We start from the raw sequence: 18,215 nt of genomic DNA, 5'->3' as shown, positions 1-18,215 counted from the left end.
TTGTATTTATCAGCCGCTTATAAGCCCCCCAAGCTTTCCGGCCTATGCCCGATTGCCAGTTTGGCAAGTACATAGCGGATACACAGAAATTCTTTCCGAGTCTGAATTTGCTGAATAGCCAATGCGGCGACATCGGCGATCGGATCCGCACTTGTCGCAACCCCTATCTGATCAGCAATGACGCTTAAAGTTTCAAGCTCTTTGGAAGGACGCGGCAGATCACACAAGTCTCCGAAGAGACCTTCAACCTTCAGACGATCCAGCGCGATCAACTCGCCCAATGACGCGGGTGATCGCTGTAGCTCCCGGCCGACCTGTCCGCTTTTCCCGAGCAGGAGGATTTTCATACCGTACTCGAACGACCCGCGTAATTCTGGTCGATCCACTGCTGGTAGCTACCGCTCTTCACATGTTCCACCCAATCAGTGTTGCTCAGATACCACTCAACCGTCTTGCGGATGCCCGTTTCGAATGTCTCTTGCGGTACCCACCCAAGCTCGCGCTGAATTTTGCTGGCATCAATTGCATAACGCTGGTCGTGACCTGGGCGGTCCTGAACATAAGTGATCAGGTTAGCGTGGGGACGGTGAGCAGAGTTTGGACGCAGTTCATCGAGCAACGCGCACAGCGAATGGACGACTTCGATATTCTGTTTTTCGTTGTGACCACCAATGTTGTAAGTCTCACCGATGACGCCTTCGGTCACAACTTTGTAGAGTGCACGGGCGTGGTCTTCGACATAGAGCCAGTCACGAACCTGATTGCCTTTGCCATAGACAGGCAGGGGCTTGCCTTCCAGAGCATTGAGAATGATCAACGGGATCAATTTTTCAGGAAAATGGCAGGGGCCGTAATTGTTCGAGCAGTTGGTGATCAGGGTTGGTAGACCGTAAGTACGACTCCAGGCGCTGACCAGGTGATCGGAACTGGCCTTGCTGGCCGAGTAAGGCGAGCTTGGCTGATAGGCTGTAGTTTCAGTGAACAAGTCTTCCGGACCTTCCAGGTCTCCGTAAACTTCATCAGTCGAGATGTGGTGAAACCGAAAACTGGCTTTGCGTGTATCGTCCAGCGCCATCCAGTATTGACGCGTAGCTTCCAGTAAGGTGTAGGTGCCGATGATATTGGTCTGGATGAAATCGGAGGGCGCCGAGATCGAGCGGTCAACGTGCGACTCCGCAGCCAAATGCATGATGGCGTCGGGTTGAGACTCAAGCAGTACACGATCGATCTGGTCACGATCGCAGATATCAACGTGCTCGAATACATAGCGCGGGCTCTGACTGGCTTCCGCTAAAGACTCGAGATTACCGGCATAGGTAAGTTTATCGACGTTAACAACAGAATCGGCGGTATTCGAAATGATATGACGAATGACTGCCGAACCAATAAATCCGGCTCCGCCGGTTACGAGAATTTTCACGCGAAACCATACCCTTGAGTTGCTGACCGGGCTGCACATCGGCGCTGCCAAATCCATGAATACAAGGCCATCAAAAAATGCGGCCTCTGGCAGAGCCAGTCTAAATCGATGTGGAGATAGACCACTCTCGAACAAGCGCAACATTTTACAGCTTAATGACCGATTTACTAAGGGATGTAGAGAAGCTGTGGCGCGAGCTCTCTGAGCACTTCGTACTGGATGTTACTAAACAAGTCGCTTGCGCAAAATCCTGGACGAGCGTCCTAGAATCCAGCCAAGTAGCGGTCCGACGACCATCCCTGCCAGCAAAGCCAGAATTATTACCAAAGATACTGGCAGTTGCGGGCCAGCCCAACCGAGAAAAAACAAGGTAACCGATTGCTGATTCTCCAGTACGAAAGCCAGGATCACCAGTACCAGAAAAAGGATTAACACGCCAAGCAGCACTCGCATGAGATTACGCATGAAGGGCTCCTTGATCGGCAGTGACTGTCAAAGCGCATCCTCCTCTTCTTCATTCACCCGATCACGCAGCTCTTTACCTGGCTTGAAGTGAGGAACGAATTTACCGTCGAGACTGACAGACTGGCCGGTTTTCGGATTGCGCCCTACCCGTGGCGCGCGATAGTGCAGAGAGAAGCTGCCAAACCCCCGGATCTCGATGCGATCCCCGGTAGCCAGACATTGGGACATTTGCTCAAGCATGGTCTTGATGGCCAGCTCCACATCCTTGGATGAGAGCAGCCCTTGATGGGTGACAATTCGTTCGATCAACTCCGACTTCGTCATATTTTTCCCTTCTTTTTCAAGCAGCTAGATCAGCGCTTCAAAGGTTTTAGCACGCCTGCACGATTTTGAACAGCCTGAGTTTTAGCATCTATCCCAGCCCCTCAAAATGCTTGATTCCCGAAACGGGAAGACTCCGGGCGCTCACCCTGTCATCGGCAAATCACCAGCATAGTGCGGGTCAGGAAACCCGCCGGGTTGAACCCAAAAAGCCCTCCCTCCTCCTCCTCTTCCTTAAGATCATCAGACCGTGTCAAAACCTTATAGCCCGCCCCCTTGCACTCCTTGGCCGCGCGCTTGTAACACTTGTCCCATTTCGAACCGAGCCCCGAACAATCGACTTCAATACCGCTGACCCCACGCACTACGTGAGTTTTGGCGCTGGTGGTACAACCCGCCAATGCCAGCACTGCTACTGCGACAATGAGCTTGTTCATTCACGTCCTTTTGCCAGAAAGCCTATCGAGCGATCATTAGTCTCAGGCTAAAGACTAGCTGCAAATAAGCGATTGATCCGACTAAACAATCAGACCTTCTTTCGTCCTTTTTGGTTCACGCCCCAAGCGACTACACCCCCAGGTACTTCACCAAACGCCAGGCACAAAAAAGGGCGACCGAAGTCGCCCTTTTTTACAGAAAATCAGAACTTAGTTCTGTTTTTCCATTTGTGCACGCAGCAGGTCACCCAGAGTGGTGGCCACAGGAGCATCAGTAGCTACTGGCTTGTCGCGCAGGCTCTGGATTGCTTCTTTCTCGTCTTCAACGTCTTTCGACTTGATCGAGAGCTGAATTACACGGCTCTTGCGGTCAACGCTGATGATCTTGGCTTCTACTTCTTCGCCTTCTTTCAGAACGTTGCGCGCGTCTTCAACGCGGTCACGGCTGATTTCGGAGGCTTTCAGAGTCGCTTCGATATCGTCGGCCAGAGTGATGATGGCGCCTTTAGCGTCAACTTCCTTCACGATGCCTTTAACGATGGCGCCTTTGTCGTTCTCTTGAACGTACTCGGAGAACGGATCGCTTTCCAGTTGCTTGATACCTAGGGAGATGCGCTCGCGCTCTGGGTCAACCGACAGGATAACGGTGTCCAGCTCGTCGCCCTTCTTGAAGCGGCGAACGGCTTCTTCGCCCACTTCGTTCCAGGAGATGTCGGACAGGTGAACCAGACCGTCGATGCCGCCGTCCAGACCAATGAAGATACCGAAATCGGTGATCGACTTGATGGTGCCGGAGATTTTATCGCCCTTGTTGAACTGGCCAGAGAAATCTTCCCATGGGTTGGATTTGCACTGCTTGATGCCCAGGGAGATACGACGACGCTCTTCGTCGATGTCCAGAACCATGACTTCCACTTCGTCGCCGACTTGTACGACTTTCGAAGGGTGGATGTTCTTGTTGGTCCAGTCCATTTCGGAAACGTGTACCAGACCTTCAACGCCTTCTTCCAGCTCAGCGAAGCAGCCGTAGTCGGTCAGGTTGGTTACACGCGCGGTAACGCGAGTGCTTTCCGGGTAACGGGCTTTGATAGCAACCCATGGATCTTCGCCCAGTTGCTTCAGGCCCAGGGAAACACGATTGCGCTCGCGATCGTACTTCAGAACCTTGACATCGATCTCGTCGCCAACGTTGACGATTTCGGAAGGATGCTTGATACGCTTCCAAGCCATGTCGGTAATGTGCAGCAGGCCATCGACGCCACCCAGATCGACGAATGCGCCGTAATCGGTGAGGTTCTTGACGATACCTTTGACTTGTTGGCCTTCCTGCAAGGATTCCAGCAGAGCTTCGCGCTCGGCGGAGTTCTCGGCTTCCAGGACGCTACGACGGGAAACGACAACGTTGTTGCGCTTCTGGTCCAGCTTGATGACCTTGAATTCCAGCTCTTTGCCTTCCAGGTGCGTGGTGTCGCGCACTGGACGGACGTCAACCAGAGAACCTGGCAGGAACGCACGGATGCCGTTAACGTCGACAGTGAAGCCGCCTTTAACCTTACCGTTGATAACGCCCTTGACCACTTCTTCGGCTGCGAAGGCTGCTTCCAGAACAATCCAGCATTCAGCGCGCTTGGCTTTTTCACGGGACAGCTTGGTTTCACCAAAGCCGTCTTCAACCGAGTCCAGAGCAACGTGAACTTCGTCACCGACGTTGATGTTCAGTTCGCCAGCGTCGTTGTAGAACTGCTCAAGCGGGATGAGTGCTTCAGACTTCAGGCCAGCGTGAACGGTTACCCAGCGAGCCTGGTAATCGATATCAACGATAACACCGGTGATGATGGAGCCTGCCTGAAGGTTCAGGGTTTTTAGGCTTTCTTCAAAGAGTTCCGCAAAGCTTTCGCTCATTTTAATTCCTGTTGATGAGGGCGAAGAATACGCCCATCTCCACACCCCAGACGGTGTGGGTTAGTTTCATTTAAAAGAAGCCACCGCAGGACTATGACTGGTCCCCTGCGGCCTTCTTGGTCACCCGGCGATATCGCGAATGGCGATTTCGCTCATGATGCGTTCCAGCACCTGGTCGATGGATAATTCCGTGGAATCCAGCTGTATGGCGTCAGCCGCCGGTTTGAGCGGGGCTACCGCTCGCTGGGTGTCACGCTCATCGCGTGCACGTATCTCATCTAGCAGACTCGACAGACTAACACCCTCGACTTTGCCCTTCAACTGCAAATATCGACGGCGTGCCCGTTCCTCGGCGCTGGCCGTCAGAAAAATCTTCAGCGGCGCGTCAGGAAAAACCACCGTGCCCATGTCGCGGCCATCCGCCACAAGGCCCGGCGCTTCCTGAAAAGCCCGCTGGCGCTGCAGCAACGCCTCGCGTACAGCGGGCAGCGCAGCTACCTGAGAAGCGCCGGAACCGACGCTTTCGGTGCGAATGACATCGCTGACTTCGTCACCTTCCAGAATGATGCGTTGCAACTGACCGTCCGTCGCTGCGATGAACTGCACATCCAGATGAGCGGCGAGTTTCTTCAGCAGCTCTTCATTGGTCAGGTCGACACCGTGGTTATGCGCGGCGAACGCCAGCAATCGGTACAACGCACCGGAGTCCAGCAGGTTCCAGCCCAGGCGCTTGGCCAGAATCCCGGCTACCGTGCCCTTGCCCGAACCGCTTGGCCCATCGATGGTGATGACCGGTGCAATGCTGATCACGACTGCGCCTCTTGTGCCACGCGAATACCGACCTGTGCGCACAGCGCCAGGAAATTCGGGAACGATGTCGCGACGTTGGCGCAATCATGAATGCGGATCGGCGCACTGGCGCGCAGCGAAGCAACGCTGAACGCCATGGCAATACGGTGATCACCATGACCGTGCACTTCACCGCCGCCGATCTGGCCGCCGTCGATGATGATGCCATCCGGGGTTGGTTCGCACTTGACGCCCAGCGCCAGCAAGCCATCGGCCATGACCTGGATACGATCCGACTCCTTGACCCGCAGTTCTTCCGCGCCACGCAACACGGTGCGCCCTTCGGCACAGGCGGCGGCGACGAACAGCACCGGGAACTCGTCGATGGCCAGCGGAACCAGCGCCTCGGGAATCTCGATACCCTTGAGTTTAGCCGCACGTACGCGCAAGTCAGCTACAGGCTCGCCACCCACTTCACGCTGGTTTTCCAGGGTGATGTCGGCGCCCATCAGGCGCAGGATGTCGATCACACCGGTACGGGTCGGATTGATGCCGACGTGTTCCAGCACCAGCTCCGAACCTTCTGCGATCGATGCCGCCACCAGGAAGAACGCCGAAGACGAAATATCACCCGGAACTTCAATATGGGTCGCGGTCAGCTTGTTGCCGGACTCGACCGATGCGGTCGCACCATTGACCGTTACCGGGTAGCCGAAGCCACGCAGCATGCGCTCGGTATGGTCGCGGGTCGGAGCAGGCTCGGTAACCGTGGTCTTGCCTTCGGCATACAGACCGGCCAACAGCAGGCAGGACTTAACCTGGGCACTGGCCATCGGCATGGTGTAGGTCAGTCCCTTGAGCTTGTTGCCTCCACGAATGGTCATCGGTGGACGACCTTCGGCGGCGGTTTCGATCACCGCGCCCATTTCACGCAGCGGATTGGCCACGCGATTCATCGGGCGCTTGGACAGCGAAGCATCGCCGGTCAGGGTGCTGTCGAAGTTCTGCGCAGCCAGCAGGCCGGACAGCAGACGCATCGAAGTACCGGAGTTGCCCAGATAGATCGGGCCCGGTGCCTGCTTCAGGCCATGCAGGCCGACGCCGTGGATGGTCACGCGACCATGGTGCGGACCTTCGATGACCACACCCATGTCACGGAAAGCCTGCAAGGTCGCCAGGGCATCTTCGCCCTCCAGGAAACCTTCGACTTCGGTGACGCCTTCGGCCAGGGAGCCCAGCATGATCGAACGGTGGGAAATCGATTTGTCACCCGGTACGCGAATCCGACCGGACAGGCGGCCACCAGGTTGAGCCAGGAAAATCAGATCGTTGGAATTCATAGCGTCCACATAGGCCCTGCGGGCCAGGATTTTACTGAAATGCTCGCGGGCAACCCGGGCGCGAGTGAAAACGCCCAACAATTGGTGCCCATCCCCTGCATCGACCGCGTCGCGCAAGGCGTCGAGGTCGCTGCGAAATGTATCGAGTGTGCGCAGGACAGCCTCGCGGTTGGCGAGGAAGATGTCGTGCCACATGACCGGGTCGCTTCCGGCGATTCTTGTGAAATCGCGGAAACCGCCCGCAGCGTAACGGAAGATCTCAAGATTTTCATTGCGCTTGGCCAACGAATCGACCAGGCCGAACGCCAGCAAGTGCGGCAGATGACTGGTCGCGGCCAGCACTTCATCGTGGCGCTCGACCTGCATGTGCTCGACATCGGCGCCCAGTTCGCGCCACAAACGGTCGACCACCGCCAGGGCTGCCGGATCGGTTTGATCCAGCGGCGTCAGAATGACTTTATGGCGACGGAACAGCTCGGCATTGGAGGCTTCCACCCCGCTTTGCTCTGAACCGGCAATCGGATGCCCAGGCACGAAACATGACGGCATCTTGCCAAATGCTTCGGTGGCCGCACGCACCACATTGCCCTTGGCACTGCCGACATCGGTCAGGATCGCTTGCCCCAGATCCATGCCCGCCAGACGCGCGAGCACTTTTTCCATGGCCAGGATCGGCACCGCCAACTGGATGACATCGGCGCCCTGACAAGCAACGCCCAGGTCTTCCTCGCAGCGATCCACCACACCCAACTCGACCGCGAGCTTGCGCGATTGCGGATCGAGATCGACCCCGACCACTTCGCGGCACAGACCGCTTTCACGCAACCCCTTGGCAAACGAACCGCCGATCAACCCGAGACCGACCACCACCAGGCGACCGATCATAGGCTCAGCAGATTGCAGCGCAGTGACATCAACCACGAGCCAGAACCTTGGACAGCGCTTCCAGGAAACGGCTGTTCTCTGCCGGCAGGCCGATGGTGACGCGCAGGTGATTCGGCATGCCGTAGTTGGCCACCGGACGCACGATCACGCCTTCACGCAGCAAGCCCTGGAACACCGGGGCCGCGACTTGACCGAGATCGACGCAAATGAAATTGCCCTTGGACGGGATCCAGCTCAGCCCCAGCTCACGGAAACCAGCTTCCAGTTGCTGCATGCCGGACTCGTTCAACTGACGGCTTTGCGCCAGATATTCTTCGTCCTTCAACGCCGCACAGGCCGCGGCCAGGGCCAGGCTGTTGACGTTGAACGGCTGGCGTACGCGGTTCAGCACGTCTGCAACCACCGCCGTGGACAAGCCATAACCCACGCGCAGCGCGGCCAGGCCATAGGCCTTGGAGAAGGTGCGGGAAACCAGCAGGTTCGGATAAGCCGCCAGGAAGTCCAGGCCATCCGGCAGATCGCTGCCTTCGGCGTACTCGATGTAAGCCTCGTCCAGTACGACCAGCACATGCTCCGGCACATCCTGCAGGAATTCGTCCAGCGCCTCGGCGTCGAACCAGGTCCCGGTCGGATTGTTCGGGTTAGCGATGAACACCACGCGGGTGTTGGCATCGATCGCCGCCAGCATGGCAGGCAAATCATGCCCCCAATCCTTGGCCGGAACCACCTTGGCCTGTGCGCCGACCGCCTGGGTGGCAATCGGGTAGACAGCGAACGCATGCTCGCTGAACACGGCATTCAGACCCGGTGCCAGGTAGGCACGCGCGACCAGTTCCAGGATGTCATTGGAGCCGTTGCCCAGCGTGACCTGATCGATCTCGACGCGGCACTGCTCGGCCAACAGGCTCTTGAGTGCAAAACCGTTGCCGTCCGGATAACGGGGCAGCTCGGCCAGCGCATCGCGGATCGCCGCCAGCGCTTTGGGGCCCGCGCCCAGCGGGTTTTCGTTGCTCGCCAGCTTGATGATGCTGGCTGGATCGAGGTCCAGTTCACGCGCCAGTTCGTCCACGGGCTTGCCCGGAACGTAAGGCGAAAGTTGTTGCACGCCCGGCTGTGCCAGAGCGAGGAAATTGCCACTCATTTGCTACCGCCCCTTAGAGAACTGCTTTCGGGTAGGAACCCAGCACCTTGAGTGCCACTGCTTCCTGACTGATCTTTTCCAGCACACCTTTGACCAGCGGGTCGCGGTGATGGCCGACGAAGTCGATGAAGAACACGTAGGTCCATTTACCGCTGCGCGACGGACGAGTCTCGATTCGCGTCAGGTCGATGCCATTGTCGTGGAACGGCACCAGCAACTCGTGAAGCGCACCCGGCTTGTTGCTCATCGAAACGATGATCGATGTCTTGTCGTCGCCTGTCGGCGGCACTTCCTGGTTGCCGATCATGAGGAAGCGCGTGGAGTTATCCGGGCGGTCCTCGATTTTTTCGGCCAGACGGGTCAAGCCATACAGGCCGGCCGCCATGTCACCGGCAATGGCCGCCGAGTTCCACTCACCCTTGACCCGCTTGGCCGCTTCGGCGTTGCTGGACACCGCCACGCGCTCGACATTCGGGTAATGGGCGTCCAGCCACTTGCGGCACTGGGCCAGGGACTGGGCGTGGGAGTAGATGCGGCTGATGCTGTCGGTCTTGGTGTTTTCACCGACCAACAGGTGATGGTGGATACGCAGCTCGACTTCGCCGCAGATCACCATGTCATGTTCGAGGAAGCTGTCGAGGGTGTGGTTGACCGCGCCTTCGGTGGAGTTCTCCACCGGCACCACGCCAAAATTCACTGCCCCCGCCGCCACTTCGCGGAACACTTCGTCGATCGCCGCCATCGGCTTGCTGATCACCGCGTGGCCGAAGTGCTTCATGGCCGCCGCCTGGGTGAACGTACCTTCAGGGCCGAGGTAAGCCACTTTCAGCGGCTGCTCGAGCGCCAGGCACGAAGACATGATTTCACGGAACAACCGCGCCATCTCTTCGTTGCCCAGCGGCCCCTGGTTGCGCTCCATGACACGCTTGAGCACCTGAGCTTCACGCTCAGGACGATAGAACACCGGCACTTCGCCTTCGGCCAGCGAGGCCATCTTTACCCGCGCGACTTCCTGGGCGCAGCGCGCACGCTCGCTGATCAGCTCCAGGACCTTTTCGTCCAGGGCATCAATGCGCAGGCGCAGTGCCTTGAGTTCTTGCTCAGACATTAGCCGTGTTCCTTCTCGAACTCTGCCATGTACGAAACCAGCGCATTGACGGCGTTGATGTCGACGGCGTTATAGATGGAGGCGCGCATGCCGCCCACGGAACGGTGACCCTTGAGGTTCAACAGGCCACGTTCGTCGGCACCGGCCAGGAACGGCTTGTCCAGACGATCATCAGCCAGGCGGAACGGCACGTTCATCCACGAGCGGTCCGACTTGTTGATCGGGTTGCTGTACAGGCCGCTGGCATCGATGAAGCCGTACAGCGTGCGCTGCTTGACTTCGTTGAGCTTGCCGATGGCCTCGACGCCGCCCTGCTCCTTGAGCCACTCGAACACCAGGCCGGACAGGTACCAGGCCAGGGTCGGCGGCGTGTTGTACATCGAGCCGTTATCGGCTGCGACCTTGTAGTCGAGCATGGTCGGGCACAGCGAACGGGCGTGACCCAACAGGTCTTCACGCACGATGTTTACCACGATGCCGCTCGGGCCGATGTTTTTCTGGGCGCCGGCGTAGATCATGCCGAAGCGTGACACATCCACCGGGCGCGACAGGATGTCCGAGGACATGTCGGCGACCAGCGGAACATCGCCGGTTTCCGGGATCCACTGGAATTCCAGACCACCGATGGTTTCGTTCGGCGCATAGTGAACGTAGGCCGCGTCTTTCGACAGCTTCCACTCGTTCTGGCCGGGAATGGCGAAATAGTCGTAAGGCTTGGCGGTGGCGGCAACATTGACGTGGCCGAAGCGCGAAGCTTCTTCGATGGCTTTCTGCGACCAGATACCGGTGTCGATATAGTCGGCCGAGCCGTTTTCCGGCAACAGGTTCAGAGGAATCTGAGCAAATTGCTGGCTGGCGCCACCTTGCAGGAACAGCACTTTATAGTTCGAGGGGATATTCAGCAGATCACGCAGATCCTGCTCGGCCTTGGTGGCAATGGACACGAACTCATCGCTGCGATGGCTCATCTCCATGACCGACAGGCCCTTGCCGTGCCAGTCGAGGAGTTCACCCTGGGCGCGCTGCAGGACAGCTTCGGGAAGCGCCGCAGGACCGGCACAGAAGTTATAGGCTCTCTTGCTCACATCCAATCTCGCTCTGATTTCAATCAATCTATTTGATCTGTAGGAGCTGTCGAGCGAAGCGAGGCTGCGATCTTTTGATCTTTATTCCTGAAGGCAAGATCAAAAGATCGCAGCCTCGCTTCGCTCGACAGCTCCTACATGAGAACAATTCGACAATTCAAACAACAAGGGGGCGAATTTTCATCCGCCCCCTGCTTGCCCGCTTATTCCTGTGGTTCTTCGTCAGCGGCGGCGTCGAGTTGCTGGTCATCGGCAACGTCGTCGATCACGACTTCCCCGACAAACCCTTCACCCTCTTCACTTTCCAGCTCTTCACCCTCGACTTCCGACGGCTCCTGAACCCGCTCCAGCCCGACCAGTGTTTCGTCGTTGGCCAGCTTGATCAGGGTCACGCCCTGTGTGTTACGACCCAGGCTGGACACTTCGTCGACACGGGTGCGCACCAGGGTACCCTGGTCGGAAATCAGCATGATCTCCTCGCCGTCGAGTACCTGGACCGCACCGACCAGACGGCCGTTACGCTCGTTGCTGACCATGGCGATAACGCCCTGACCGCCACGCTTGTACTCAGGGAACTCGGTGATCGCCGTGCGCTTGCCGTAGCCACGCGCCGAAGCGGTGAGGATCTGGCTGCCTTCTTCCGGGATCAGCATGGAAATCAGCTTCTGACCTTCCGGCAGACGCATGCCGCGCACACCGCGAGCGGTACGGCCCATGGCGCGAACGTCGGATTCCTTGAAGCGGGTGACCTTGCCGCCGTCGGAGAACAGCATCACTTCGCGCTCGCCATCGGTGATGGCCGCGCTGATCAATACGTCGCCTTCATCCAGCTCCAGCGCAATCAGGCCGACGCTGCGTTGACGGCTGAAGGATTCCAGCGGGGTCTTCTTCACGGTGCCGTTGGCGGTGGCCATGAAGATATAGTGACCTTCGGTGTATTCCTCGACTGGCAGCATGGTGGTGATGTACTCACCGTCGTCCAGTGGCAACAGGTTGACCAGCGGACGACCACGGGCAGCGCGGGACGCTTCAGGGATTTCGTAGGTTTTCAGCCAGTACACCTTGCCCTTGCTGGAGAACAGCAGCAGCGTGGTGTGGCTGTTGGCAACCAGCAGGTGAGCGATGTAGTCCTCATCCTTGACGCCGGTCGCCGACTTGCCTTTACCGCCACGACGCTGGGCCTGGTACGCAGCCAGCGGCTGGGTCTTGGCGTAGCCACCGTGGGAAATGGTCACGACGCGCTCTTCTTCCGGGATCATGTCACCCAGGGTCAGGTCGAGACGGGCATCGAGGATTTCGGTACGACGCACGTCGCCGTATTCGGCGCGGATCACTTCCAGCTCTTCGCGGATCACTTCCATCAGGCGCGTGGCGCTGTTGAGGATGCGGATCAGCTCGCCGATCTGGTTGAGGATCTCTTGATACTCGGCCAGCAGCTTCTCGTGTTCCAGACCGGTCAGACGGTGCAGACGCAGTTCCAGAATGGCTTGCGCCTGTTCTGGCGACAGGAAGTACTTGCCGTCGCGCAGACCGTATTGCGGATCGAGGTTTTCCGGACGGCACGAATCGGCGCCGGCACGCTCGACCATCGCCACCACGGCCGAGGATTCCCAAGGGGTGCTGACCAGCGCTTCCTTGGCTTCCGACGGCGTTGGCGATGCCTTGATCAGGGCGATGACCGGGTCGATGTTCGACAGGGCAACTGCCTGACCTTCCAGAATGTGGCCACGTTCGCGCGCTTTACGCAGTTCGAACACGGTACGACGGGTCACCACTTCGCGGCGGTGACGGACGAAGGCTTCCAGCAGGTCCTTGAGGTTCAGGATCCGCGGACGACCGTCGATCAGCGCGACGATGTTGATACCGAACACCGCTTGCAGCTGGGTCTGGGCGTAGAGGTTGTTGAGGATGACCTCCGGCACTTCGCCGCGACGCAACTCGATCACGACGCGCATACCGTCCTTGTCGGACTCGTCGCGCAGTTCGGTGATGCCTTCGAGCTTTTTCTCTTTTACCAGCTCGGCGATCTTCTCGATCAGACGCGCCTTGTTCAGCTGGTAAGGGAGTTCGGTGATGACGATCTGCTGGCGACCACCGACCTTGTCGATGTCTTCGATCATCGAGCGGGCGCGCATGTAAATGCGCCCGCGACCGGTGCGGTAGGCCTCGATGATGCCGGCGCGACCGTTGATGATCGCGGCGGTCGGGAAGTCCGGACCGGGGATGTATTGCATCAGCTCGTCGACAGTCAACTCTGGGTTGTCGATGAGCGCCAGGCAACCGTCGATGACTTCACCGAGGTTGTGCGGCGGAATGTTGGTCGCCATGCCCACGGCGATACCGCTGGAGCCGTTGACCAGCAGGTTGGGAATACGGGTCGGCATGACCGCCGGGATCATTTCGGTGCCGTCGTAGTTCGGCACCCAGTCCACGGTTTCCTTGTGCAGGTCAGCCAGCAGCTCGTGCGCCAGCTTGGTCATGCGCACTTCGGTGTATCGCATGGCCGCGGCGTTGTCGCCGTCCACCGAACCGAAGTTGCCCTGGCCGTCTACCAGCAGGTAGCGCAGGGAGAATGGCTGCGCCATCCGAACGATGGTGTCGTACACCGCGGTATCACCGTGCGGGTGATACTTACCGATCACGTCACCGACAACACGGGCAGATTTCTTGTACGGCTTGTTGAAGTCGTTGCCCAGCTCGCTCATCGCGAACAGCACGCGCCGGTGCACGGGCTTCAAGCCATCGCGCGCATCCGGCAGTGCCCGCCCGACAATTACGCTCATCGCGTAGTCGAGGTAGGACTGCTTCAGCTCGTCTTCGATATTGACCGGGAGGATTTCTTTGGCCAGTTCGCCCATGAGAAGCCTGATTCCTTTTTCTGGTGAAACTTCGTCAGGACCAACGAAGCTCGCCGCTGCAGGCTCAGTGCCATGCATTGGCTTACGACAAATCAACGAGTTATGCCATGGATCTGCGCAGTAAAGGTCACCCCGCGGGGCAACCATGGAAACCGCCGGATGTTATCACAAGAGCCGCCACGCACCTATCCCCCAGATGCGCATGGAGAGTAGTTAGTTGACCGGTGACAGGCTTGAAAGGGACGAGAGAGGCTTAGAGCCGTGTTGAATGGAGAATTTGTGGCTGATTCGGGTTGATTTGTTGGCTTTTAGGGCCTCTTCGCGGGCAAGCCCGCTCCCACAGGTTTTGTGAACACCATAAAACACTGTGGGAGCGGGCTTGCTCCGGGCGGCGATCCGACGAAAGCGATTGAACAGACGCCAACGATAATCAATGCAGACGCTTGCGGCACATCAACTGCGCCATTTTCGCCGTATCCGGGCGCTCGACGATGCCTTTTTCGGTGACGATCGCATCGATCAGGTCTGCCGGCGTCACGTCGAACACCGGGTTGAAGGCATGGACATCGGCCCCGACGCGCTTGCCACCGACCTCCAGCAACTCGCGACCATCACGCTCTTCAATCGGGATCTCATCGCCATTGGCCAGGTTCATGTCGATGGTCGAACTCGGCGCCACCACCATGAAGCGCACGCCGTGGTGCATGGCGTTGACCGCCAGTTGGTAGGTGCCGATCTTGTTGGCCACGTCGCCATTGGCGGTGATCCGGTCAGCGCCGACGATGACCCAGGTAGGGCCTTTGGTCTTCATGATATGCGCCGCAGCGGAATCGACATTGAGGGTCACGGGAATGCCTTCATTGGCCAGCTCCCACGCAGTCAGCCGCGAACCCTGCAACCATGGCCGGGTTTCGTCGACATAAACCTGCTCGACCATGCCCTCGATGAATGCGCCACGAATCACCCCCAGCGCGGTGCCAAAGCCGCCCGTGGCCAGCGCACCGGTGTTGCAGTGGGTCAGGATCGCCTGGGCGTTGCCCTGATGCTTGCGGATCAGGTCCACCCCCAGTTGCGCCATGGTCAGGTTGGCTTCGCGATCACTTTCGTGAATGGCGATGGCCTCGGCCTCCAGCACTTCAAGCGGATCGGCGTTGTCTTTCAGGCGATCAAGCCGGTCGTGCATGCGGCCAAGCGCCCAGAACAGGTTGACGGCGGTAGGGCGGGAATCGGCCAGCAACATGAAATCCTCTTCCAGCGCCGCGTACCAGTCGCCACCTTCGGCAATCCGGGCGCGGGCTGCCAGTACAATGCCATAAGCCGCACTGATGCCAATCGCCGGAGCACCACGCACCACCATCGAGCGGATTGCCTCGGCCACACCCGCTGCACTGGTGTAGGTAATCCAGGTTTCCTCGAACGGCAAAATACGCTGATCCAGCAGATGGAGAGCGCCATCACGCCAATCGATGGCCTTTACCTTTTCCGCAGCCAACAGTCGATCGCGCATCCCTCACCCCGCACTCATGAACAAAAGCCGCCGATTATAGCGATCCCCCCGCGAAGACGCTCGGGTATACTTCGCCATCCTATACAAAAGCACTGGAACCGACCCTCGATGCCGAACACTGCCGCTGCGCTCGACCTGTTATTGCTGCCGACCTGGCTGGTACCCGTCGAGCCCGCTGGTGTTGTCCTCAAGGAGCATGGCGTGGGCATCCGTGATGGACGCATCGTGTTTATCGGCCCACGTTCCGCCGCACTGAAGCTTAACGCAACAGAAACCCGCGAATTGCCCGACATGCTGCTCAGCCCCGGCCTGATCAATGCCCATGGGCACGCGGCGATGACACTGTTTCGTGGCTTGGCCGATGACCTGCCATTGATGACCTGGCTGGAAAACCACATCTGGCCCGCCGAAGCCAAGTGGGTCGACGAGGATTTCGTACGCGACGGCACGGACCTGGCCATCGCCGAGCAAATCAAAGGCGGCATCACCTGTTTCTCTGACATGTACTTCTTCCCGAAGGTTGCCAGCGAGCGCGTACACAACAGCGGCATTCGCGCGCAGATCGCGATTCCGATCCTCGATTTCCCTATTCCGGGCGCGGCTTCGGCGGACGAAGCCATTCGTCAGGGTGTCGAGTTGTTTGGCGACCTCAAGCACCACGAGCGCATCAAAATCACCTTCGGCCCCCATGCACCCTACACCGTGGGCGACGAAAACCTGGAGAAAATCCGGGTGATTGCCGAAGAACTGGACGCCTCGATCCACATGCACGTGCATGAGACGGCGTTCGAAGTGCAGCAATCGGTCGAGCAGCGCGGTGAACGACCACTGGCCCGCCTGGCGCGCCTGGGCTTGCTGGGGCCACGCTTCCAGGCGGTTCACATGACCCAGGTCAGCGAAGAAGACCTGGTCCTGCTGGTAGAAAGCAACAGCAATGTGATTCATTGCCCGGAGTCGAACCTGAAGCTGGCCAGCGGGTTCTGCCCGGTCGAGCGTTTGTGGCAGGCCGGGGTCAATGTCGCGGTGGGCACCGATGGCGCGGCGAGCAACAATGACCTGGACCTGCTCGGCGAAACCCGCACCGCAGCCTTGCTGGCCAAGGCTGTCGCCGGCTCGGCCACCGCGCTGGATGCCCATCGTGCCTTGCGCATGGCCACCCTCAACGGTGCCCGGGCATTGGGTATCGAGGCCGAAACCGGCTCACTGGAAATCGGCAAGGCTGCGGACATGGTGGCTTTCGACCTCTCCGGCCTGGCCCAGCAGCCGGTCTACGACCCGGTTTCGCAGCTTATATACGCCACCGGCCGCGACTGCGTGAAACACCTTTGGGTTGCCGGCAAGCAACTGCTCGACGACCGTCGCCTGACACGCCTGGATGAACAACAGCTTGGCACTGTCGCCAAGGCCTGGGGACAGCGCATCAGCGGCCGTATCGAATCGTAAGCCCCCCGGAACACATCCGGGGCAACAGGATTTTTCAAGTTTTAGAGGACTTAAACCATGAGCAACGTCGACTACGCCGAAATCGCCAAATTCGAAGCCCTGGCCCATCGCTGGTGGGACCGCGAAAGCGAATTCAAACCGCTGCACGACATCAACCCGCTGCGGGTCAACTGGATTGACGAACGGGTCAACCTGGCCGGCAAGAAGGTCCTCGACGTCGGTTGCGGCGGCGGCATCCTCAGCGAAGCCATGGCTCAGCGCGGCGCGACCGTCATGGGTATCGACATGGGCGAAGCGCCGCTGGCGGTTGCCCAGTTGCATCAACTGGAGTCGGGCGTCAACGTCGAATACCGGCAGATCACCGCCGAAGCCCTGGCCGAAGAAATGCCCGAGCAGTTCGACGTGGTCACCTGCCTGGAAATGCTTGAGCACGTGCCGGACCCGTCGTCGGTCATCCGAGCCTGCTTCCGCATGGTCAAGCCCGGCGGCCAGGTGTTCTTCTCCACCATCAACCGCAACCCGAAGGCGTATCTGTTCGCCATCGTCGGCGCCGAATACATCATGAAGCTGCTGCCGCGCGGCACCCACGACTTCAAGAAATTCATCCGCCCTTCCGAACTCGGTGCCTGGAGCCGCATGGCCGGCCTGACCGTCAAGGACATCATCGGCCTGACCTACAACCCGCTGACCAAACACTACAAACTGGCGGCCGACGTGGACGTCAACTACATGATCCAGACCCTGCGCGAGGAATAAGCCGATGCCAATCAGAGCAGTTCTTTTCGACATGGACGGCACTCTGCTCGACACCGCGCCGGACTTCATTGCGATCTGTCAGGCGATGCGTGCCGACCGCGGCTTGCCACCGATGAACGACAAGCACATCCGCGACGAGATTTCCGGAGGCGCCAAGGCGATGGTCGCGGTGACCTTCGCCATGGACCCGGAATCGCCGGGGTTCGAGGAGCTGCGCCTGGAGTTCCTGGAGCGCTACCTCGTGGGTTGTGCCGTTCACAGCAAGCTGTTCGACGGCATGGCCGAGCTGCTCGCCGACATCGAAAAAGCCAACCTGATCTGGGGCGTGGTCACCAACAAGCCATTGCGTTTCGCCGAACCGATCATGCAACAGCTGGGGCTGGCTGAACGCTCGGCGCTGCTGATCTGCCCGGATCACGTGAAGAACAGCAAACCGGACCCGGAGCCGCTGATCCTGGCCTGCAAGATGCTCGACCTCGACCCGGCCTGCGTGCTGTTCGTAGGCGATGACCTGCGCGACATCGAGTCGGGCCGCGATGCTGGTACCAAGACTGCTGCGGTGACCTTCGGTTATATCCACCCGGATGACAACCCGCGGCATTGGGGTGCGGACGTGGTGGTCGATCACCCGCTGGAGTTGCGCAAGGTGCTCGATAGCGCTTTGTGTAGCTGCTGAGATCCGGTTTCAGGCTCCAGGGAAGTGGCGTGATGTCTGACGCCTTCGCGGGCAAGCCCGCTCCCACAGGTTCCCCTGGTGG

General features: G+C 59.0%; 15 protein-coding genes and 1 pseudogene. 3 read left to right on the top strand and 13 right to left on the bottom strand.

Annotation, left to right across the window (positions count from 1 at the left end; all coding sequences use genetic code 11):
• Positions 1-215 precede the first annotated feature (215 nt).
• The 13 genes and pseudogenes from PMI34_RS28760 to mtnA all read right to left on the bottom strand — a co-directional run.
• Positions 216-347, bottom strand: a pseudogene (locus tag PMI34_RS28760) (dTDP-4-dehydrorhamnose reductase); the annotation flags it as partial.
• The gene (rfbB, locus tag PMI34_RS17400) at positions 344-1,420 is read right to left on the bottom strand and encodes a dTDP-glucose 4,6-dehydratase (RefSeq protein ID WP_032829570.1); all 1,077 of its coding nucleotides are present in this window, start codon (positions 1,418-1,420) and stop codon (positions 344-346) included. The gene rfbB and the pseudogene PMI34_RS28760, both read right to left, overlap by 4 nt.
• A gap of 225 nt (positions 1,421-1,645) precedes the next feature.
• Positions 1,646-1,885, bottom strand: coding sequence for a LapA family protein (locus PMI34_RS17405; RefSeq protein ID WP_008049005.1), 240 nt, complete (start codon positions 1,883-1,885; stop codon positions 1,646-1,648).
• A gap of 27 nt (positions 1,886-1,912) precedes the next feature.
• Positions 1,913-2,209: an integration host factor subunit beta gene (gene ihfB / locus PMI34_RS17410; RefSeq protein ID WP_008049004.1), complete on the bottom strand. Its 297-nt coding sequence runs from the start codon at positions 2,207-2,209 to the stop codon at positions 1,913-1,915.
• Positions 2,210-2,358: 149 nt separating this feature from the next.
• Positions 2,359-2,643: a hypothetical protein gene (locus PMI34_RS17415; protein WP_008049003.1), complete on the bottom strand. Its 285-nt coding sequence runs from the start codon at positions 2,641-2,643 to the stop codon at positions 2,359-2,361.
• A 210-nt stretch (positions 2,644-2,853) separates the two neighbouring features.
• Positions 2,854-4,545, bottom strand: coding sequence for a 30S ribosomal protein S1 (gene rpsA, locus PMI34_RS17420; RefSeq protein ID WP_007973639.1), 1,692 nt, complete (start codon positions 4,543-4,545; stop codon positions 2,854-2,856).
• A 120-nt stretch (positions 4,546-4,665) separates the two neighbouring features.
• A complete protein-coding gene (gene cmk / locus PMI34_RS17425; RefSeq protein ID WP_008049002.1) occupies positions 4,666-5,355 on the bottom strand; it encodes a (d)CMP kinase in 690 nt (229 codons plus the stop codon).
• Entirely contained in the window at positions 5,352-7,559 is a 2,208-nt protein-coding gene (locus PMI34_RS17430; RefSeq protein WP_008049001.1) for a bifunctional prephenate dehydrogenase/3-phosphoshikimate 1-carboxyvinyltransferase, read from the bottom strand. The genes cmk and PMI34_RS17430 overlap by 4 nt, the downstream gene beginning before the upstream one ends.
• A 28-nt stretch (positions 7,560-7,587) precedes the next feature.
• On the bottom strand, positions 7,588-8,700 hold the full coding sequence (hisC, locus tag PMI34_RS17435; RefSeq protein WP_008049000.1) for a histidinol-phosphate transaminase: 1,113 nt from the start codon (positions 8,698-8,700) through the stop codon (positions 7,588-7,590).
• Positions 8,701-8,713: 13 nt separating this feature from the next.
• Entirely contained in the window at positions 8,714-9,808 is a 1,095-nt protein-coding gene (gene pheA, locus PMI34_RS17440; RefSeq protein WP_007939916.1) for a prephenate dehydratase, read from the bottom strand.
• Positions 9,808-10,893, bottom strand: a complete 1,086-nt coding sequence (serC, locus tag PMI34_RS17445) for a 3-phosphoserine/phosphohydroxythreonine transaminase (protein ID WP_008048998.1) — start codon at positions 10,891-10,893, stop codon at positions 9,808-9,810. The genes pheA and serC overlap by 1 nt, the downstream gene beginning before the upstream one ends.
• A 203-nt stretch (positions 10,894-11,096) precedes the next feature.
• A complete protein-coding gene (gene gyrA / locus PMI34_RS17450) occupies positions 11,097-13,751 on the bottom strand; it encodes a DNA gyrase subunit A (protein ID WP_008048996.1) in 2,655 nt (884 codons plus the stop codon).
• A 430-nt stretch (positions 13,752-14,181) separates the two neighbouring features.
• Positions 14,182-15,258, bottom strand: a complete 1,077-nt coding sequence (gene mtnA, locus PMI34_RS17455) for an S-methyl-5-thioribose-1-phosphate isomerase (RefSeq protein WP_008048995.1) — start codon at positions 15,256-15,258, stop codon at positions 14,182-14,184.
• A gap of 108 nt (positions 15,259-15,366) precedes the next feature.
• On the opposite strand from mtnA, the gene PMI34_RS17460 reads away from it, so the two are divergent.
• From PMI34_RS17460 to mupP, 3 genes are read left to right on the top strand one after another with little or no spacing between them, the layout of a single operon-like run.
• On the top strand, positions 15,367-16,701 hold the full coding sequence (locus tag PMI34_RS17460; protein WP_008048994.1) for a TRZ/ATZ family hydrolase: 1,335 nt from the start codon (positions 15,367-15,369) through the stop codon (positions 16,699-16,701).
• A 57-nt stretch (positions 16,702-16,758) separates the two neighbouring features.
• Positions 16,759-17,457, top strand: a complete 699-nt coding sequence (gene ubiG / locus PMI34_RS17465) for a bifunctional 2-polyprenyl-6-hydroxyphenol methylase/3-demethylubiquinol 3-O-methyltransferase UbiG (RefSeq protein WP_007985381.1) — start codon at positions 16,759-16,761, stop codon at positions 17,455-17,457.
• A 4-nt stretch (positions 17,458-17,461) separates the two neighbouring features.
• Positions 17,462-18,133 (top strand): N-acetylmuramic acid 6-phosphate phosphatase MupP, encoded by a 672-nt coding sequence (mupP, locus tag PMI34_RS17470; RefSeq protein WP_008048991.1) that lies wholly within the window; start codon positions 17,462-17,464, stop codon positions 18,131-18,133.
• The last annotated feature ends 82 nt before the right edge of the window (positions 18,134-18,215 follow it).

Source organism: Pseudomonas sp. GM74 (assembly GCF_000282455.1).
In the GTDB taxonomy this organism is placed as follows: domain Bacteria; phylum Pseudomonadota; class Gammaproteobacteria; order Pseudomonadales; family Pseudomonadaceae; genus Aquipseudomonas.
This window is presented reverse-complemented; position numbering and strand designations above follow the sequence as displayed.

Coding starts and splice junctions, on each gene's coding strand:
- PMI34_RS17405 (WP_008049005.1), bottom strand. CDS start 1,885: ATGCGTAATCTCATGCGAGTGCTGCTTGGCGTGTTAATCCTTTTTCTG.
- ihfB (WP_008049004.1), bottom strand. CDS start 2,209: ATGACGAAGTCGGAGTTGATCGAACGAATTGTCACCCATCAAGGGCTG.
- PMI34_RS17415 (WP_008049003.1), bottom strand. CDS start 2,643: ATGAACAAGCTCATTGTCGCAGTAGCAGTGCTGGCATTGGCGGGTTGT.
- rpsA (WP_007973639.1), bottom strand. CDS start 4,545: ATGAGCGAAAGCTTTGCGGAACTCTTTGAAGAAAGCCTAAAAACCCTG.
- PMI34_RS17430 (WP_008049001.1), bottom strand. CDS start 7,559: ATGATCGGTCGCCTGGTGGTGGTCGGTCTCGGGTTGATCGGCGGTTCG.
- hisC (WP_008049000.1), bottom strand. CDS start 8,700: ATGAGTGGCAATTTCCTCGCTCTGGCACAGCCGGGCGTGCAACAACTT.
- pheA (WP_007939916.1), bottom strand. CDS start 9,808: ATGTCTGAGCAAGAACTCAAGGCACTGCGCCTGCGCATTGATGCCCTG.
- gyrA (WP_008048996.1), bottom strand. CDS start 13,751: ATGGGCGAACTGGCCAAAGAAATCCTCCCGGTCAATATCGAAGACGAG.
- mtnA (WP_008048995.1), bottom strand. CDS start 15,258: ATGCGCGATCGACTGTTGGCTGCGGAAAAGGTAAAGGCCATCGATTGG.
- PMI34_RS17460 (WP_008048994.1), top strand. CDS start 15,367: ATGCCGAACACTGCCGCTGCGCTCGACCTGTTATTGCTGCCGACCTGG.
- ubiG (WP_007985381.1), top strand. CDS start 16,759: ATGAGCAACGTCGACTACGCCGAAATCGCCAAATTCGAAGCCCTGGCC.
- mupP (WP_008048991.1), top strand. CDS start 17,462: ATGCCAATCAGAGCAGTTCTTTTCGACATGGACGGCACTCTGCTCGAC.